General features: G+C 43.0%; 19 protein-coding genes. 11 read left to right on the forward strand and 8 right to left on the reverse strand.

All coding sequences use genetic code 11. The features are described from left to right. Positions 1-64: 64 nt before the first annotated feature. Positions 65-913, reverse strand: a complete 849-nt coding sequence (gene btpA / locus AC5JL8_RS33515) for a photosystem I biogenesis protein BtpA (protein WP_495884244.1) — start codon at positions 911-913, stop codon at positions 65-67. A 672-nt stretch (positions 914-1,585) separates the two neighbouring features. Between btpA and rimO the strand changes: the two genes are divergently transcribed. The 3 genes from rimO (at position 1,586) to AC5JL8_RS33530 (ending at position 5,510) form a co-directional block, all read left to right on the forward strand. Beyond that, complete coding sequence (rimO, locus tag AC5JL8_RS33520) at positions 1,586-2,905, forward strand: 30S ribosomal protein S12 methylthiotransferase RimO (protein WP_495884007.1); 1,320 nt, start codon at positions 1,586-1,588, stop codon at positions 2,903-2,905. Between the two features lie 146 nt (positions 2,906-3,051). Next, positions 3,052-4,593, forward strand: a complete 1,542-nt coding sequence (locus AC5JL8_RS33525) for a DEAD/DEAH box helicase (protein ID WP_495884008.1) — start codon at positions 3,052-3,054, stop codon at positions 4,591-4,593. 341 nt (positions 4,594-4,934) lie between these two features. Then, on the forward strand, positions 4,935-5,510 hold the full coding sequence (locus tag AC5JL8_RS33530) for a Uma2 family endonuclease (RefSeq protein ID WP_495884009.1): 576 nt from the start codon (positions 4,935-4,937) through the stop codon (positions 5,508-5,510). Positions 5,511-5,520: 10 nt separating this feature from the next. Here the strand turns inward: AC5JL8_RS33530 and AC5JL8_RS33535 are convergent, their stop codons facing one another. The 3 genes from AC5JL8_RS33535 to AC5JL8_RS33545 form a co-directional block, all read right to left on the reverse strand. Further along, on the reverse strand, positions 5,521-6,468 hold the full coding sequence (locus AC5JL8_RS33535; RefSeq protein WP_495884245.1) for an aldo/keto reductase: 948 nt from the start codon (positions 6,466-6,468) through the stop codon (positions 5,521-5,523). A gap of 200 nt (positions 6,469-6,668) precedes the next feature. After that, a complete protein-coding gene (locus tag AC5JL8_RS33540; protein ID WP_495884010.1) occupies positions 6,669-6,830 on the reverse strand; it encodes a DUF6887 family protein in 162 nt (53 codons plus the stop codon). Between the two features lie 18 nt (positions 6,831-6,848). Next, positions 6,849-8,651 (reverse strand): PmeII family type II restriction endonuclease, encoded by a 1,803-nt coding sequence (locus AC5JL8_RS33545; protein ID WP_495884011.1) that lies wholly within the window; start codon positions 8,649-8,651, stop codon positions 6,849-6,851. A gap of 280 nt (positions 8,652-8,931) precedes the next feature. Between AC5JL8_RS33545 and AC5JL8_RS33550 the strand changes: the two genes are divergently transcribed. The 7 genes from AC5JL8_RS33550 to AC5JL8_RS33580 all read left to right on the forward strand — a co-directional run bounded on the left by AC5JL8_RS33550 (position 8,932) and on the right by AC5JL8_RS33580 (position 14,322). Then, entirely contained in the window at positions 8,932-9,210 is a 279-nt protein-coding gene (locus tag AC5JL8_RS33550) for a hypothetical protein (RefSeq protein ID WP_495884012.1), read from the forward strand. Positions 9,211-9,406: 196 nt separating this feature from the next. Then, positions 9,407-9,679 carry a hypothetical protein gene (locus AC5JL8_RS33555; RefSeq protein WP_495884013.1) on the forward strand — a complete coding sequence of 91 codons (273 nt, stop codon included), beginning with the start codon at positions 9,407-9,409 and terminating at the stop codon, positions 9,677-9,679. Between the two features lie 32 nt (positions 9,680-9,711). Beyond that, positions 9,712-10,125: a clan AA aspartic protease gene (locus AC5JL8_RS33560; protein ID WP_495884014.1), complete on the forward strand. Its 414-nt coding sequence runs from the start codon at positions 9,712-9,714 to the stop codon at positions 10,123-10,125. Positions 10,126-10,168: 43 nt separating this feature from the next. Beyond that, positions 10,169-11,602: a BCD family MFS transporter gene (locus AC5JL8_RS33565; RefSeq protein ID WP_495884015.1), complete on the forward strand. Its 1,434-nt coding sequence runs from the start codon at positions 10,169-10,171 to the stop codon at positions 11,600-11,602. A gap of 79 nt (positions 11,603-11,681) precedes the next feature. After that, positions 11,682-12,488 (forward strand): inositol monophosphatase family protein, encoded by an 807-nt coding sequence (locus tag AC5JL8_RS33570; protein ID WP_495884016.1) that lies wholly within the window; start codon positions 11,682-11,684, stop codon positions 12,486-12,488. Between the two features lie 162 nt (positions 12,489-12,650). Then, complete coding sequence (locus tag AC5JL8_RS33575; protein WP_495884246.1) at positions 12,651-13,250, forward strand: hypothetical protein; 600 nt, start codon at positions 12,651-12,653, stop codon at positions 13,248-13,250. Between the two features lie 118 nt (positions 13,251-13,368). Next, positions 13,369-14,322, forward strand: a complete 954-nt coding sequence (locus AC5JL8_RS33580; protein WP_495884017.1) for an MDR/zinc-dependent alcohol dehydrogenase-like family protein — start codon at positions 13,369-13,371, stop codon at positions 14,320-14,322. A 63-nt stretch (positions 14,323-14,385) separates the two neighbouring features. Here the strand turns inward: AC5JL8_RS33580 and AC5JL8_RS33585 are convergent, their stop codons facing one another. The 4 genes from AC5JL8_RS33585 to petP all read right to left on the reverse strand — a co-directional run bounded on the left by AC5JL8_RS33585 (position 14,386) and on the right by petP (position 17,349). Next, the gene (locus AC5JL8_RS33585; protein ID WP_495884018.1) at positions 14,386-14,673 is read right to left on the reverse strand and encodes a hypothetical protein; all 288 of its coding nucleotides are present in this window, start codon (positions 14,671-14,673) and stop codon (positions 14,386-14,388) included. 91 nt (positions 14,674-14,764) lie between these two features. Beyond that, positions 14,765-15,805 (reverse strand): chlorophyll synthase ChlG, encoded by a 1,041-nt coding sequence (gene chlG, locus AC5JL8_RS33590; protein ID WP_495884019.1) that lies wholly within the window; start codon positions 15,803-15,805, stop codon positions 14,765-14,767. A 177-nt stretch (positions 15,806-15,982) separates the two neighbouring features. Continuing rightward, positions 15,983-17,083, reverse strand: coding sequence for a Get3/ArsA fold putative tail anchor-mediating ATPase NosAFP (locus tag AC5JL8_RS33595; protein ID WP_495884247.1), 1,101 nt, complete (start codon positions 17,081-17,083; stop codon positions 15,983-15,985). A gap of 71 nt (positions 17,084-17,154) precedes the next feature. Next, positions 17,155-17,349 (reverse strand): cytochrome b6f subunit PetP, encoded by a 195-nt coding sequence (petP, locus tag AC5JL8_RS33600; RefSeq protein WP_495884020.1) that lies wholly within the window; start codon positions 17,347-17,349, stop codon positions 17,155-17,157. Between the two features lie 144 nt (positions 17,350-17,493). On the opposite strand from petP, the gene AC5JL8_RS33605 reads away from it, so the two are divergent. After that, positions 17,494-18,222 carry a Uma2 family endonuclease gene (locus AC5JL8_RS33605; RefSeq protein ID WP_495884021.1) on the forward strand — a complete coding sequence of 243 codons (729 nt, stop codon included), beginning with the start codon at positions 17,494-17,496 and terminating at the stop codon, positions 18,220-18,222. Positions 18,223-18,478: the final 256 nt, after the last annotated feature.

Here is an 18,478-nt window from a genome sequence, read left to right on the forward strand (position 1 = left end):
TTTCCTTTATCCTCTTTGTCCTCCTGTCCCTAGTCCCCAGTCCCCAATCCCCAGTCCCCAGTACTTAAGAATGTATGCTCACTGAGGAAATTGATTTGGGTTCACCCTTAGAGTTCCAACTCCGACGTGCGGCTTCTACAAATTGACTAACGCGAATCGGGTCAATTGGCTGTTCAATCCGACCGTGGCGTTTTAGGGAACTGGAAACAATGACACCATCTGCTGCCTGCATGAGTGTAGCAATGTTTTCCCAATTCGCCCCACTACCAATGAATACTGGTGTAGTATTTGCCGCACCACAAGCCAGTTCCAAATCTTCTATATTAGGAGGACTACCAGTAGCCCAGCCGGACAAAATCACCGCATCTGCCAAACCCCTTTCGATAGTGTCTTTGACAGCCACCGTGAGATTTGGGGAACTTAAAGGACGAGCGTGCTTTACCAAAACATCGGCCATAATTTTGACATCACTGCCTAACTCTCGCCGATAGCGGAGTAATTGATGGGCTTCTCCCTCAATTAATCCTTGGTCGGTTGCCATCACCCCTGTAAGGACGTTAACCCGGATAAATTGTGCCCGCACACAAGTGGCGATCGCCATTGCGCTTTTAGCATCATTCCGCAAAACATTTAAGCCTATAGGCAAGGTCACCAAATTCTGTATTCGTTGCACTACCACGGTCATGGCACTCACAACTGCTGGATCGACCTGGTTTTTGGTAAACGGCGCGTCGAAAAAGTTCTCTACAATAATGCCGTCAACACCTCCACTTGCTAGAGCTGTTGCTTCTTGTTCAGCGCGGTCAATTACTGCTTTTAGGCTACCTCCCCAACGGGGTGAGGTAGGTAGCGGTAGTAGATGAACCACACCAATAATCGGAGTTCGAGTTTTAAATAGCTGATATAAGTCCACGTCTTTAAATTCGCTTCGCGGAGTCAACAGTTCAAAGTCCAGAGTCTAGAATTTTCTAACTATTGACTTTTCACTAACTAGTCAAGCTTGTTTTATCTGGGTTGCTTTACTGCCTCCCCCCTAAGGTGGAAATTGGCGTAAAACCTCTCATAAGATATGTTAAGATATAATCTGGACTACAAGAGGAGTTTGCCACTCACAAGACGCGAGGCAGCTTCCCATGGTTTAGGCCTCTCACCTACGCATTATCGTAGGACTTGCCTGATCCGAAGGATAGCATTACTGCTTGATTAGGCGTAGTCGCAAGCGCGATTTCCCTGAGGGTAGCGACTTCTCACAACAAGCCCTTTGGGCGGCTTCCCGATGGGTAAATTAACAACGCACACGCTCTTGGCAATGTAAAATACCAATAGACGAATTGTTAAAAAATATAACAAGTGTCAAATGTACCCAAAGACACTCTATCTTACCCTGAGGAACAAGTTAATAAAAGCATCATAACATGGCCCTAATCGATGTTATGGTCATAGATTCGCGACAGTTGCTGACAGTGATAACCTTCAAATTTATCACTTTGCTCACTGTCCAGATAAGGATGCCGATAAAAACAGAGCGAGGCAAGCACTCTTTAGTGTTTGTCTACAAGACAAAACCTAAAGATTTTTTCAAAATATGGGTGACAAGCCAACAATTGCAATTTCTCACCTGGGCTGCGAGAAAAATCGAATTGACACAGAACATATGCTAGGACTGCTTGTAGAAGCAGGCTACGGCGTAGATAGCAATGAAGAATTAGCCGATTACGTTATTGTTAATACCTGTAGTTTTATCGAAGCAGCAAGAGTTGAATCTGTCAAAACTTTGGTAGAGTTGGCAGAGGCGAATAAAAAAATCGTGATCACTGGCTGTATGGCCCAGCACTTCCAAGAACAATTATTGGAGGAGTTGCCAGAAGCAGTGGCCGTAGTAGGTACAGGCGATTATCACAAAATTGTAAATGTAATTGAGCGGGTAGAACAAGGAGAGCGGGTCAATCAGGTTAGTGCCGAACTAACTTATATTGCCGACGAAACTACACCGCGCTACCGCACTACAACCGAAGGCGTAGCTTATCTGCGGGTGGCCGAAGGATGTGATTATCGTTGTGCGTTTTGTATTATTCCTTATCTGAGAGGAAAGCAGCGATCGCGTACCATTGAATCCATTGTTGCTGAAGCCAAGCAGTTAGCTAGCCAAGGGGTACAAGAGATTATTCTAATTTCCCAAATCACCACAAATTATGGCTTGGATATTTATGGTCAGCCAAAGTTAGCCGAATTACTTCGCGCTTTGGGGGAAGTAGATGTACCCTGGATACGAATGCACTATGCTTATCCCACTGGATTGACACCAGATGTCATAGCGGCAATCCAAGAAACACCCAACGTATTACCCTACCTGGATTTGCCCTTGCAACATTCTCATCCTGAAATTCTCCGCGCCATGAATCGTCCGTGGCAAGGACGGGTAAACGATGGGATTATTGAGCGCATCAAGACGGCGCTACCATCATCTGTACTCAGGACAACATTTATTGTTGGCTTCCCAGGAGAGACCGAAGAGCATTTTGAGCATTTATTAAAGTTCGTCCAGCGGCATGAATTTGACCATGTTGGTGTATTCACCTTTTCGCCAGAGGAGGAAACCCCTGCTTACAAGCTGCCCAATCAGTTGCCCCAAGAAGTAATGGATGAGCGTCGGCACCGACTCATGGAACTCCAGCAACCGATAGCTTGGCAGAAGAACCAACAGGAGGTAGGGAAAATCATTGATGTCCTGATTGAGCAAGAAAATCCTGAAAGTGGAGAATTAATTGGTCGGTCTGGCAGATTTTCCCCAGAAATAGACGGACAGGTATATGTCGATGGTGAGGCAAAGTTAGGCACGATTGTGCCAGTAGCAATCCAAAGCGCTGATACCTATGACCTCTATGGTCAAGTTGTCAATAACTGATCTATGATTTGTTCCTTTTCAAATCACCAATGATTAGTGACCAATGGCCCTTAGGGTTCGCTAGTTGCTCATGGGGGAAACCCCAAGACCGCACTAGCTCACTAAATGACTAATCCAAAAATCCAAAATAAAATCTAGGAGAGTTGATGAATCTTTCGTTTCAAGAACTAGGTATTTCACAAGAACGCGTAGAACAATTAGAAAAAATTGGTTTCACCACACCAACTAACATTCAATCCCAAGCTATTCCACAACTGCTGGCGGGTCGTGATGTAGTTGGTCAATCCCAAACTGGAACTGGTAAAACAGCAGCATTTTCGCTGCCAATTTTAGAACGGCTAGATATTAATCAAAAGGCCGTACAAGCGCTGGTTTTAACTCCCACTCGTGAGTTAGCCATGCAAGTTCATGATGCCATCGCCCAATTCATTGGTGACGAAGGCTTGCGGGTGTTAGCAATTTACGGTGGTCAATCAATCGACCGCCAAATTTTACAACTTAAACGCGGCGTTCATATGGTCGTAGGTACGCCAGGACGGGTAATAGACTTGCTCGACAGAGGCTGTCTAAAGCTTGACCAGGTGAAGTGGTTTGTGTTGGATGAAGCTGATGAAATGTTGAGCATGGGCTTTATCGACGATGTAATCAAAATCCTGTCCCAAGCACCCCAGGATCGCCAAACAGCTTTATTCTCGGCAACAATGCCGCCATCAATTCGCCAGTTGGTGAACAAGTTTTTGCGATCGCCTGCGACAGTCACCGTCGAACAGCCAAAAGCTGCCCCCAATAAAATCAATCAGGTAGCTTACCTTATACCTCGCCACTGGACAAAAGCTAAAGCATTACAGCCGATTCTGGAAATGGAAGACCCAGAATCAGCTTTGATATTCGTCCGCACCAGACGCACAGCCGCAGAACTCACCAGTCAACTGCAAGCAGCCGGGCACAGTGTCGATGAATACCACGGTGACTTGTCACAACAAGCACGGGAGCGCTTATTGAGCCGATTCCGCAATCGTCAAGTGCGTTGGGTGGTAGCAACTGATATTGCGGCACGCGGGTTAGATGTAGATCAACTGTCACATGTGATCAACTACGACTTACCCGATAGCGTAGAAACTTACGTCCACCGCATTGGTCGTACTGGTCGAGCTGGTAAGGAAGGCACAGCAATTTCTTTAGTGCAGCCATTTGAGCGCCGTAAACAGCAGGTATTTGAACGCCATAACCGCCAAAGTTGGCAGTTGCTGTCAATTCCCACACGGGCACAAATTGAGGCACGGCACATCCATAAATTGCAAGAACAGGTGGGAGAAGCTTTAACAGGCGAACGCCTAGCTTCATTTTTGCCGATAGTCAGCGAACTAATTGAGAAATACGATGCTCAGGCGATCGCTGCTGCTGCCTTGCAAATCGCTTACGATCAAACTCGTCCGGCTTGGCTAAATTCAGATATTGAGATTCCCCAAGAGGACAACGCCCCCTCTCCCAAACCTAAGTTAGTTAAGCGTCGTGATGCTTCTGGAGAGCGTACCCGCTCCTCTTGGAGTAAATCAGACACTAATATTGGGGAAGATGAAAGACGTGCTACTCCCAAGCCAAAGCTAAAGACAAGCCGTCGAGATGCTTCTGTTTCTCCTGCTAATCAAAAGCTAGGTTCATCTACAGCTAGAGAATCAGCTTCATAATCTGAGTTATGAGTGGAAGTCTCTTGACTTTCACCTGAATTGTCACAGCTAGTTCATCCAAGCTGATGATTGGGAACCACCGATAAATACAGATAAATCATCAGTGTTTATCTGGAGGACACTGCGCTCTTGGGGGTTCCCACGGCAGTTCCTTCAAGTCGGCGAAGCCGCCCAACGGACTGCCTCCCCGTTGTAGCAAGTGTCCGTTGTCCATCTGTGGTTTCTATTTTCATAAAAAATACTGTCCTCACAACAAACTATAAAACTATCTTTTGTAATGCTCAATTTTCGGGATAGTCTAGTTTGTAGGAACATAATCAAGGTGGATTTTCTGTAGTCTTATGTTCACCATTACAGATTTAGAGCAGATCCAAACAGAACATCCAGAATGGCAGATAGAACTGGTGGATGGTAGCATCTTGGTTATGGGGCCATCAGATTATGTTTCAGAAGAAATAGGTGCTGAATTTATCAGATTACTGGGCAACTGGGTACGTCCACGAAAATTAGGTCGCGTAACTGGTTCAAGCGCTGGTTTTATTCTGCCCATAGACACTGAAAACGGAAAGGGAGCAGATAATGAAAAACGAAATCTTCGCGCTCCCGATGTGTCTTTTGTTCGTGCTGATAGACTCAAAAAAAGCCAGCGTGACTTTGTGGAACTAGTACCTGACTTGATGGTAGAGATAAAATTTAAGTCAGACCGTATTAAAACACTAGTAGAAAAGATTCAGCTATTCTTGCAACTTGGCTCTTCGGTTGGTATACTCATTGACCCCGATCAATTGACGCTAATAGTTTACAGACCCAACCAAGAACCAATAGTCTTACAAGACAACGACAAACTGACACTACCAGATTTACTACCTGGTTGGGAACTCACAGTATCAGAACTGTGGCCCCCTGTATTTGAGTAATTAACAATCACTACAGCCAAGGGCGACTAACTTTTTCTAGCTCGCTAATTTCTTCATCGCTTAATCTCCAACCCAAAGCGCCAGCATTTTGTTTTACCTGTTGGGCTGTCTTCACCCCAGCAATCGGGATGACATTTCCCTGAGCAATTAACCAATTAAGGGCTACTTGAGCAGGCGTGCGTTTGTGCTTATCTCCCAATTGGTGTAATAAAGTTATCACTGGTGAAATTTTTTGCAAGCCTTCTTTATTAAATCGGGGGTCTATCTTTCTAGCACCAGTAGGGGTTTCAGTAGACTCGGTGGTGTATTTGCCTGTGAGTAATCCTTGGGCTAAAGGACTATATGCCAAGATGGTTACGCCCAACTCACGAGCCGTTTTGAGAATGCCGTTACTTTCAATTTTACGGGTGAGTAAAGAATAGCGTACTTGGTTGACCGCTAGGGGGATTCCCCTACTTGCCAATATTTGTTGTGCTTCTCGCATTTGCGCTGCTGAGTAATTACTAACACCAACTGCGGCAATTCTCCCCCGCTTCACCTCATCTGCTAAAGCATTCATTAGCGTTTCTTGGCTCAAAAAGAAGGTAAAAGGCCAATGTACTTGATAGAGGGCAACTTGCTCTACTTGTAAACGCTTAAGACTGTCTGTTAAAGCATCGGAGACTGATTGCCCGGTAAAGCGCCAAGGCAGAGGGCCAAACTTTGTAGCGATTTGCACAGGTTGTTGTGCCTGTTGCATAAATTGCCCTAAAAATTCCTCGCTCTTTCCCAGACCGTAGATTTCCGCAGTGTCAAAAAAGGTAACACCAGCCTCTAGAGCTGCTGTAAAGGCTTCTCGCAATTGTTCTAGACCATAGCCATCGCCATAACTCCAAAAGAGTTGATCGCCCCAAGCCCAAGTGCCAATGCAAAGGGGGGTAACAGTTGGCCCATTTTGTCCTAATGTGATCGTTTCCACCATCGCAATATCTACATATTTACATTTCTTTACTTTTTTAGTGTAGCGTTAGCAACAAAATTCTGAATCTGATAATCCTAATAGGTCAAAAGTAAGAAACGCTTGTGGTATTAAAAATGGAAAACCTAAACTACAAGCGGTTTTGGGGTCAGTACTATGTGATATTTATGCGATCGCGGTTTACAATGCCAGTCTTTTCCTTAACCCAGCCTCCAACTGTTCACTGTGCTAACCACAACTCTATTTGGCTTGGCTCTCACAATCCTCAGATAGTCTTGAAAGGCTTCTTCATCCTGGGGATGATGCTTTATATATTCCCGTAATTCTGCTTCAGTTAATTGTCGATAGTTTGCTTCACTCATTGTATAATTTGCTCTCCGTTACTCAAAATCTAGCGCATCTGCTAAATCCAGAGGTTCTTCTAAATCTGAATCTCTTCCTTCTAGTTCCAATGTCAACTGTTGAGTTACGGCTTCTAATTTCACATCCCCTTTCTTAGATACATAATCCACAAGCTTAATCCAATCAATACGACCGTTACTAGTAAAAAACTGCATGAACTCAAAGGTCATTTCATTAATTTTTGCGTCAAGAGTAGACTTAAAAAGTTCATCCTTTTTCTTGGCTTCCTCTCCGATAGGAACAATCATCTCTTGGTAAAGGTTGGGATCTTCTGAGATGAATTCCCAAAACTCTTGACCTGCGTATTTGAAGTATGTTTTATCGGAATCTATATCTTGCTTGAAAGGATTACTATCCTTACCATACATACAACCATTAACAGCAAAAATGTTGCTGGTGATGCCTTGTTTTCTCAAAAACTGTCTTGCTTTTTTAAAGTTGTCTTTCATTTTGCTAATTTGGTCAGAGTTGCCCCAATTCGTGCCAGATTTAATACCTACAATATAATAGTTGTCATTCCGTTTAAACTCTAGGTCAATACTGTTGAGCTTTGACTTAAAACCACCGTACAAAGTTTCAGATATATGTATTGCAAAGCCCTCTAACAAATTTCCAAAGATGGTTTCTTCTTGTGAAGAAAGGAATGAAGTAATTATACTATCGACAAAATCTTGGGCGCGTTCAATATTTTTTGCCTTAAATAAATAAGGATTTTTACGCTTAAGAACGTCTTTGAGCTTTAATTTGCTCAATTTTTCAAATCTCTTGTCATAAAAAGGTGTAAGAACGTACTGAATCAAGTAATTGTGATAAATTTTATAATCTGAGCCAACCACATTTAATTCCTCATGGTATTGGTTACTGTTTTTCACAAGCTGAGTATTGGCAACCGCTGTTTTAATATTCAGTTCTGCCAGTTGGCAATATTCTCTTTTAATTTCAATACCTACATAATTTCTCCCTAGTTCTTTAGCAGCCACACAAGATGTTCCTGAACCAGCAAACGGGTCAAGAACTACATCATCTAAATTAGTGAATAGCTTGATAAACCATGAAGGAAGATTTTTAGGAAAAGCTGCACTATGATTTTTATTTCCACATTCAGTTGCTAAATGTAAAACATTAGTTGGATAAGCCATTTTACGCTCCAACCAGTTAGATATATTCTTGCCAAACCCACTGTCAACTTTAGAATTATCGCGTCTTCTATCAGTCTCACTCAGCTTTTTGAGACGCGACTTTGCCCAATCTCCCATAGGAACCATTACAGATTCCTGATACATCTTAAATTTCTTTTGCTTGTTAAAGTGTAAGCAACGCTCCCAGGAGTCACGGAAACGATTAGACCACTTGCCAGGATAACTATTTTTTTTATGCCATATATATTCTTCAGTCCATAACCATCCTTGTTTCTGCATTCCTAAAATTAAATTCAATACATATGGATGTCTTTGCCCATCAACAACTTTCTCCTTGATATTAAGAATGAAGGAACCTTCGGGTTTTAAAACTCTTTTTAGCTCTGAAGCTCTTATAAGGAACCAATCTGTATATTCATCTGGAGAAATTCCTCCATAAGTTTTTTTCCGACTATCAGCATACGGAGGCGAGGTGATAATTAAATCAACGCTTGCAGAAGGCAGCTTTTGTAATGCCTCTAAACAATCACCGAGAATCAACTTATTTTTCCAACTTTGTGGGTTATCTTGGTCAACTAAATCCAACTCTTGAATAAGATTTTCCTCAGATCCCAAAGTAATATCTAGTGCTGCTTCTACCATTGCCGAACTTCTTAAACTGAAATTTTGCTTAACTAAAATACACTAAAGATGAGTATGCGGCGTTCTAGCTTACCTTAAAAGGTGTACAGACGCTATATAGTACTGCAAAACTCAAGGTATTATCACATTCATTAGTTCATTTGAACTTATTTTAGTTCAAATGAACCACTGGTAGATAGACTTTACTAGGCTTTAAAGAAATGTGAATTGACTAAGAAATGTTAGTTTATTAGGCATCGGAGGAACTTTAAGTAAATCCTTCTATTCGATAGCTGTTTTTATGTCTACATCCTTGAAAGACACTTTAACAGGAAGCCAGAAAAACAGGACTTATAAGGAGTTAAGTCTTTACCCAAATCCCTTATTTGTAGCGTGTTTTGAATTAGGAGAATGGCACTTCAGTCACCCTAAAATTTCCAAAATCGCTGGTGAAGCATTCTGGAGTAAAATTGATATAGATTATAATCTTCTAGTGACTCATTTGAGAAAGATGGTTCATCAAATTGAAAAAGAATTTTTGAATTTTTCTATTAAATACTTTGGTCAAAATTACAGCTAAATTTATAAGGCATATAGCTCATCATAAAGATGCTTTAAATCAAGAAACTTTATCGATAAAATCTTGACGATGACCATTATTTTAAGATACGATCGCATCTCCCTGTAATATCGCAAGCGATCGCTTTTTAAGCTATGTATAGCTTCTGCTCTACAATGAAGTGAAGAATCTAGCAGATCAAATTGGGGATTTATTTATGTCCCGTCCTACGCTTAGTAGCCAAGAAGTTGCCCGACGTGGAAAGGAACTTTATGAAAGAAGTATCCGTGCCAAAGTTGAGACGGAAGAAAACATTGGCAAAATTATCTCGATTAATGTTGAAACAGGAGATTACGAAATCGGTGATGATTTAGTCGAAACAAGTCTTCGATTAAAATCCAAGCAACCCAATGCAGCACTTTGGGGAGAAAGAATTAGTTTTAATGCCGTTTATGCAGTAGGTGGTACATTGCTTAGGACTGCACAGTGATACACGGGACTGTAGTTGGACTTCAGGCAAGAATGAGTTTGATTATTCTTCCCCCAGAAAGTTCAGGTGTCGAAATCGAGTGTGTTATTGATACAGGGTTTGAAGGGTTCTTAACCTTTCCACCTTCTCTCATTACTGAGCTTGGCTTGCCTTACCTGATAAATATTAACGCAAACCTCGCTAATAATTCCAGTGTGGCAACCGATGTTTATTTAGCAACAGTTTTATGGAATGGTGTTGAGCGTAATATTGCAGCATTAGCAATGGGTCGTCCACTCATTGGAACTGCTTTGCTTGAAGATTATCATCTCAGTATAGATTTTTGTGAGGGTGGTACGGTTCTGGTGGATGAATTATATAACCTGAAAGCATCTCTACCGCCAAATCCAAAAATTGATGCCCCGAAATTGCTGGGTTTTTTGGAATATCGAACAGTTTATCTTTAATTAAAGAGAGACTATTTTTGATAAACCATACGAAAAAGTAGCTATGGCAAGCGGTGATGTGTTTGATAGCGAGGCAAAATCCCCAGTTGTGTCAAGAGTGAATCTGTTCACTATGTTTAGGCTTGGCCTCTTTCAAATGGGGTTGAGCATGATGTCGATTTTGACTCTGGGGGTACTCAACAGAGTCATGATTCAAGAAATAGCGATTCCGGCAACGCTAGTGTCGATAGTGCTAGCACTACCAGCATTTGTTTCGCCTTCGCGTATCTGGTTCGGTCAGATATCTGATGCCAAGCCGATGTGGGGCTATCATCGTACAGCTTATGTTTGGGTGGGTGCGGCAATATTGGCGATCGCTGCATTTTTAGCTGTACAAGTAATGTGGCAGCTGAATACTGCCGCAACTATTGCAGGTGGCTGGGTATGGACAACGGAAACTATTGGCTGGACAGCGCTGCTGTCTTTAGTTTTTGCTGTTTACGGTTTAGCAATTTGTGCTAGTGGTACTGCTTTCGCTGCTTTGTTAGTAGATATCTCTGAAGAAGATAACCGTTCTAAAGTAGTCGGTGTTGTTTGGTCAATGCTGATGGTGGGGATTATTGTTGGGGCAATTATTAGTTCCAGCTTACTGAGGCAATTAACACCAGAAGCGAACATAGCGACCTTACAAGCAGCAGTCAATAAACTGTTTATTGTTGTCCCAGCAATTGTATTTGGGCTGGCGATCGCGGCAACGTTAGGTGTAGAAAAAAAGTATTCCCAACATTCTCAACGTTCCGCACTGGCAAACCGAGAAGACAGCATTACTCTGGGCAATGCTTGGGCAATCTTGACAGCAAGCCCGCAAACTGGTCTGTTTTTCACCTTTTTACTGGTGATGACCGTCAGCTTGTTTATGCAAGACCCAATTTTAGAACCTTATGCGGGTCAGGTGTTTAAAATGCCTCTGGCAGAAAGCACCAAACTGAATGTTTATTACGGAACAGGTATATTAATTGCTTACGGTGTTACTGGCTTTTTCATTGTGCCGCGTTTGGGTAAGCGCAGAACTGCACGCCTGGGTTGTGTTTTGGTTGCATTCGCCGCGTTATTACTGGGTATATCAGGATTTTCTGCTAATCCAGCCTTCTTGAAACTAGGTTTGGTCTTGTTCGGTTTAGCTACTGGTTTTTTAACTACGGCAGCAATTAGCTTGATGCTGGATCTCACAGCAGCAGAAGCCGCTGGCACATTTATTGGAGCATGGGGGCTAGCGCAGTCAGTATCTCGTGGCGTGGCAGTGGTCATTGGCGGTACGGTTTTGGATATAGGTCGCAAACTGCTGCCCAGCTTAGAACTAGCTTATGGGCTAGTATTTCTTTTAGAAGCTGTCGGTATGGTGGTATCGATTTGGTTCCTCAACCGAGTGAATGTGACAGAATTTCAAACTAGTACTAAGCAAGCGATCGCTTCTGTTTTAGAAAGTGATTTAGATTGAAAAACAGTGAGTGTTGAGTGCTAAACTCAGCACTACTCAAATGCTTGCCTTGGAAGCATCTTTACGCGAGAAATAATCAATGAGTGATTTTTGGACAACGATTCTCGATTTTGCCCAAACTACCACTACCAGAGTGGGCAAGCAACTGATGCAAGATTTTGGGCAGGTGCAGGCTTTGCAAAAAGCCGATGGCAGTTTGGTAACAAAAGCAGATAAGTGGGCAGATCAAGAAATTCGGGATGCGATCGCTTCTACTTTCTCTGGTTATGGCATTTTGAGCGAAGAGGGTGATCGCGTTTTTCCCGGTACAGAATGGTGTTGGGTAATTGACCCCTTGGATGGTACAACCAACTTTACGCGCGGCATTCCCATCTGGACAATTTCTCTTGGTTTACTGTATCAAGGAGTACCTGTTTTTGGTTATGTTTACGCGCCAACACTAGTACAAGCTTTTCACGGATTCTGGGAAGGCTCATCTGGATTAGCAGCGCCAACTGGGGCATTCCTCAATCATCACCCCATCCACGCAAGTCCTGATGCGCCCACCAACAATCACTTTTTCAACCTCTGTTCCCGCAGCACCCCAGCTATGCAACCAGGCTTTCCCTGCAAAATTCGGATGTTGGGTGTGGCTAGCTATAACTTCTTGACGGTGGCGACTGGGGCAACATTAGGTGGTATTGAAGCCACACCAAAAGTTTGGGACTTAGCAGGGGCTTGGGTAATTGTTCAGGCAGCTGGTGGCACTTGGCGATCGCTGAAGTCCGAGCCGTTTCCTTTAACTCCTGGGGAGGATTATAGCGATCGCTCTTTCCCTACCCTTGTTGTTAGTCGCTCAGAATTAGTTCCAGTTTTTACACCTTTTTTAAAAAATGTAAAAATCTAACTCGCCTTTGATATTTATACTATTGTGCTACCACGTTTCTGGAATACCACAACATATCGACATCAATTAACACCACTCTTGACAGGAAAATTAGCACTATAATTGCTAATCCATATTGTGTTGGGAATTTCTCAACAACGAATTACTGAGTATCGAACTGTCATGTTATCTAATCAAGAGTTGATGCGAGAGTTTGTTGGGCACTCTATCCAGAAAAAAGAAGTTTTATTGGCAAACCCGTCTTTGAAGGCGCAAGCAGTATATAACAGCAACCAAGTTATTGCAAAATCCGAGGGCGTGATTGCTACAGCCCAATTCAATCAAACACCACCAGAATTCTCGATTCATGCAACTTCATCCTATTGGGAACTGATGAATGAAGCATTAGCTGAGTACAGTTACATTCTTACGGGAGAAGTAGATCATCGGGGTTTCTATCAGTATCGCTACTGCCAAATACCACAAGGCTATAAAATGCATTGCACCAAATCTGTCATCCTATGGCGTGCTTGGTGGAAATATCGTAAATATGCTTCACAGCGAGGCATTCCATTACAACTTTTGATCAGAACCCGAAATACATGGTATCCCCTAAGAGATTTAACTATTAGCGACGGACTTCTATATATCAAAACTTTAGGGAGTGAAATCGCAGTACACGCAGATGATTTAGTAATTTGGTTAAGCAAAATTGAGTCAAATTCCAACAATTTAAACTCTACTGAAGTTGCTGAGACTAGCAATAGTGGATTTTATACTTAATTTTTATACCGGATTAAATAAAAAATTAATTGCTCATGTCTCAAACGTACAAGATACCTGTTATTGTTTTGTAGTTCAGCCTTTATCCATCCGCACCTTTTTTGTTTCAAAGCTTACAATGAAAGGACTCTGGCTCGAAAACAACCAATTGCACCTACGCACGGACATACCGATTCCACAGCCGCCACATGGAGAAGCACTGGTGCGTGTCTTGCGTGCGGGTGTTTGTAACACTGACCTAGAATTGCTCAGAGGTTACTATCCTTACGCTGGCATTCTAGGGCACGAATTTGTCGGTGTTGTTGAGCAAGGGCCAGAACACCTAATGAATCAGCGAGTAGTTGGAGAAATTAACGCTGTCTGTGGGCGTTGTCGGTTCTGTCGCAGTGGCCAGCCTACTCACTGTGAAAACCGTACTGTACTTGGCATTGTCAACCGCCACGGAGCCTTTGCTGAGTATCTTTGTTTGCCGATAGAAAATTTACATCTTGTACCGGATAATGTGCCAACCGAAGTAGCAACATTTACTGAACCATTAGCAGCAGCTTTAGAAATTCAGCAGCAAGTAGCCTTAGGTGCAGATGACCGGGTGCTAGTAGTTGGTGATGGCAAACTGGGACAACTGGTAGCGCAGACAATAGCTTTAACTGGTTGTGAACTTTTGGTAGTGGGACGCCATCGAGAAAAACTCGCCAACCTAGAGGCACGAGACATTAAAACTGGTTTAGTAGACAGTGTTACAGATAGATATTTTGATATCTCAGTAGAGTGTACAGGTAATCCAGAAGGATTTGCGATCGCTCGCCGCGCCCTACGTTCTAGAGGTACATTGATACTCAAGAGTACCTATGCTGGCAATCTTAACTTAGATGCTTCGTCGTTGGTAGTAGACGAGATTACTCTAATTGGTTCGCGCTGTGGCCCCTTTGCGGCTGCACTCGAAGTGCTAGCTAAGGAACAAGTAGACGTACAACCTCTGATTCATGCCCGCTACCCCCTGACAGAAGGGATTGCAGCTTTTGAACACGCTCAGAATCGAGGTGTTTTAAAGGTTTTACTAGAAATTGGTTAAGGGGTTGGGGACTGGGGATTGGGAAGCAGAGGAGCAGGGAGCAACTGACCACTCACCACTGTACTAGTACAGGTAAGGATTGGTCTTTGCTTGATAATCACGACAATTGATCGCTTCTTCTGTGTTAGCAATGGAAGGACGTACTGTGCATTTGAGGCGGTAATCCTCAGTAAAAAATTGGCAGCCAGTACAAGGTATTTGATGCATTTGCTTGGCTGTAGTAACACTGTCTCGCGCTGCCGTCCACAAACTCCAAGCACAGAGAATAATTATAGCCCAAGCGCTGACAAAGCAAATGGGGACTATAAAAGGTTGAATCCCATTAATTAAAAAAGAAATTAGTTCTAGCACAGCAACTTTTGATAACAATTAAAAATTAGGGGTTAGAAGTAATGTTAACTCCTAACCCCTAGCTCTTAACCTCTCGCTGAGGAAGTATAACTTAAACGCCAGCATGACCCAGTGCTAAACCAGTAACAAGCATTCCCAAGACTAAGAAAGGTTGGGCACTGGCTTGGTACTTGACATCGTTCTTCAGAGGGTCACGCAGAAAGTACATATCTTGCAAGGTGATTTGCGGCAAGATTAACAGTACGAGAATTGCAGCGTATAAATTCTCATGGATAGTGACTAAATAAGCAGCAATCAATCCTTGAAATAAATCAATCATCACTACACATATCCACGCCGCAGTAGTGACACCAAACATTACAGGTAGTGATTGTAGTCCGAGTTGGCGATCGCCTTCTACACTTTTGAAGTCATTGACAATGGCAATTCCTAATCCAGCCAAACTGTAAATTAGGGTGAGAATCATAATCTTCCAATTAAGTTCTCCAAATAAAGCATGACCTGCCCACCAAGGTAAAGCAATGTAACTTGCTCCCAAGGCATAGTTTCCTAGCCAACCATTTTGCTTCAGTTTTAGAGGAGGTGCAGAGTAGATGTAGGCAATAAAAGAACCAAATAGAGCAAGTACGGTGACATTGGGAAAATCATGCCCAGCCCATAAATCTAGCACAAATGCTAAGGCAATACCAGATAAGAATAATACAGTAATTTGCGTAATTACTTGGGGTACAGAAATTGCACCAGAGGGGATAGGACGGTAAGGTTCATTGATGGCATCAATTTCGCGATCGTAGAAATCATTCAGGGTTTGGGTATAACCTGCAAGTAGGGGGCCTGAAAGTAACATACAAGCCGCTGCCTTCAACACATTTTCTAGCGTCCAGGTATAGTTACCAGAAGAAGCCGCACCGCAGACTACACCCCAAATGAGGGGAATCCAGGTGATCGGTTTCATCAGTTGCAACCGGATTTTCCAAATAGAGGTTTCCCCTGGTGCAGCACCTTTCATACCTAGCAGCTGCCTAGTTTTCGCACTGCGATCGGCAACTGCTGTGATTTCGTCGCTGACATTAACTGAATCTAGTGCTTCAGCTGGGTTGGAATTTGGGGGAGTAGGAGATGATTCAGTCATAAGGCGTACTTATGGATGTGGGAATTGGGGATTAGGGATTGGTGATTAGGGATTAGGGATTAGGGATTAGGGATTGGTAGTTAGGGATTAGGAATTAGAAGAATTACCCAGTACCCATTACCCAGTCCCCAGTCCCTGGTTCCCAGTCGCCAGCCCCCAGCCCCCATTACCTATTACTTAAAACGAAATTATCAAATAATTATTCTGGAACTTGGCTCCAGTAACTGGTCTACCACTTAGGGCTGGGGGAAGGGAAATATTGCGCCGCTGGTCTCCGGCTTCCACTGTGACTTCCGGCCCATACTGAGTAAGTTTGACTTGTTTTTTGTCAAATCCAGGCAGGAATAAGCGTACCTGACGGTTGTGGGTATCTATTTCAATTGGTTTGGGAGCCTGTACTGCTTGCGCGGCAAAGTTGGGTAGGGCATCTATTAGAGATTGCCAATCACCAGTGGAGGAATCGGGAACTACACTAACAGGTAGAGGGGTAAACTCCTCATTGACATTGAGTCCTGTTTGGGAAGAAACCAGAATAACACCACCAACGGTGATACCTACTTGTTGAGCGCTACCCCACAAATAACGGGTACTTGCTACCTCTATAGGGTCTGGTGTAGTCACCAAAAAGGCAGCAACGCGCTTGGGGTCGGCAATTGCAGCTCTACCCTTGTCTAAAAAATTGTTGACTTGGTTAGTCGGTAGGGAGAAGTTATCTGCTGTCCAATTGACATTGAACAAGGTGCTAATCAGCGGTTGAATCAAAGGCGATTCTGCAATTATTTTCCCTAGATCCGAGTTGACAAATAATTGCCGAAAGCGTCGGACATACCAACTGAGAGACTCTGGCAATCCCAACATTCGTAAACTAGAAGCGTCACCTGTGCCATCGTAGACAATCACGTCATAGTTGCCGCTGGCATCATATTCACGGATGGCGTTTAAGGCAAGGGCATTGTCCATTCCCGGCAATACTACCAATTCTTGACCATAAACGTCTTTGACGATAGGTGTGCGGAGGTATTGCGCCTCAAGTTTTTTTACTTCTTCCCAGTTGCGTTCTAGCAGTACAGATGCTTGGAACTGTACTACTTGCAAATTAGGAGCAATTTCTTGGGGGTCGGGAGTTAGGGTAGTATCTAGCAGGATGGGCAATGTTGGTTCTGCAAGTCCTGCTAGGAGTACGCGCTTGCCTTGGCTAGCTAATAGCTTGGCGGCGGCGATCGCAATTTTGGTACGAGCAATGCCGCCTTTGCCCAAAAATGTCAATATTAGGGTCATTACTTGATTTCCAGTTCCCGCCGATGTTGTCAATTCCAACTTAGCACTCGGCAAATACTCTCAGCTTCCGCCTACTGTACGAGTTTAAGTTCATCTTCAAAAAACCAAGTGGAGAAATTATCTTCAAATTGCACCACTATGCCTACACCACTAGCATCTGTCATTTTGTAGCCCAGGATAGTGCCAACTTGACCTAATTTTTTCACAACAGGGGGAGATACGCGATCGCGCAACCGAAATACTTTAACCTTTTGTCCGATTTCCATGCCTAGATACAATGCAATAAACCAAGTCTCAGTTTAGCTGAATCCGTGACTCATCTGTAATAGTTTCAATGGTATAAAGTCACAAAGATAATAACTGATGACTATTGACTAAAATGAAATCAACAACCAAGCAGGTACATACTTATGTTTGTCACAGCGCAACAGCTAGAACAACAAATGCCCGATGCAACTCGGTTGTTAAGTGATGAGCCAGAAATGGAAACTTCGTTGCATTATATGCAGCTAATGCTGCTGGTGGCTTGTCTTGAATGGCTGTGGCGCGATCGGAATGATTTCTTTGTTGGTGCTAATTTGACGATTTATTTTAGTCGTCAGCAGTTGCGAAATCGAGACTTTCGTGGCCCAGACTTTTTTTTGGTGAAAGACACCGAAAAGCGACCCCGCAGTTCCTGGGTAGTCTGGGAAGAAGATGGCCGTTATCCCGATTTAATTATTGAATTACTTTCTGATAGTACCGCAGATGTTGACCGTAATTTAAAGAAAACTCTCTATGAAAATCGGTTTCACACACCAGAATATTTTTGGTTTTCACCGGAAAGTTTAGAATTTATCGGTTTTGAATTAGTAGGTAATAAATATCAGGAAATTACACCAAATGTCAGCGGATGGCGTTGGAGCAGTGTCTTAAATCTGTATTTAGGTGTAAATGATGGTAAATTACGCTACTTTACTGCTGATGGCGATTTAGTACCGACGCCGGAGGAGGCTGCTATTGAAGCACAGCAAGCTGCTATTGAGGCACAGCAAGCTGCTATTGAAGCAGAATCTCGTTGCGAACAAGAACGGCAAAGAGTAGAAAGATTGGCAGCACATTTGCGATCGCTGGGTGTTGATCCCGATGTCTTGAAGTGAGTAAAATGTAAGGTTTAAAACCTTACATACTTACACTCTATGAACATAACTGTAACTAGAGATATTTTTTTGACTTTTTACCTGTTTTATGATATAAAAACATTTCTTGCGTTTGGCTAGAGAGCATTAGGAACTAATTGATAACTCAACTAGTCTTGCATGAAGAGTAAAATATGCTTAGGAGTTTAAACTGTAAAATAAATTCTTAGCTTGAGATTTATGCGAAAAATTGCGCTCCGATAAGATAAAATTCGCG

Source organism: Mojavia sp. (assembly GCF_059505145.1).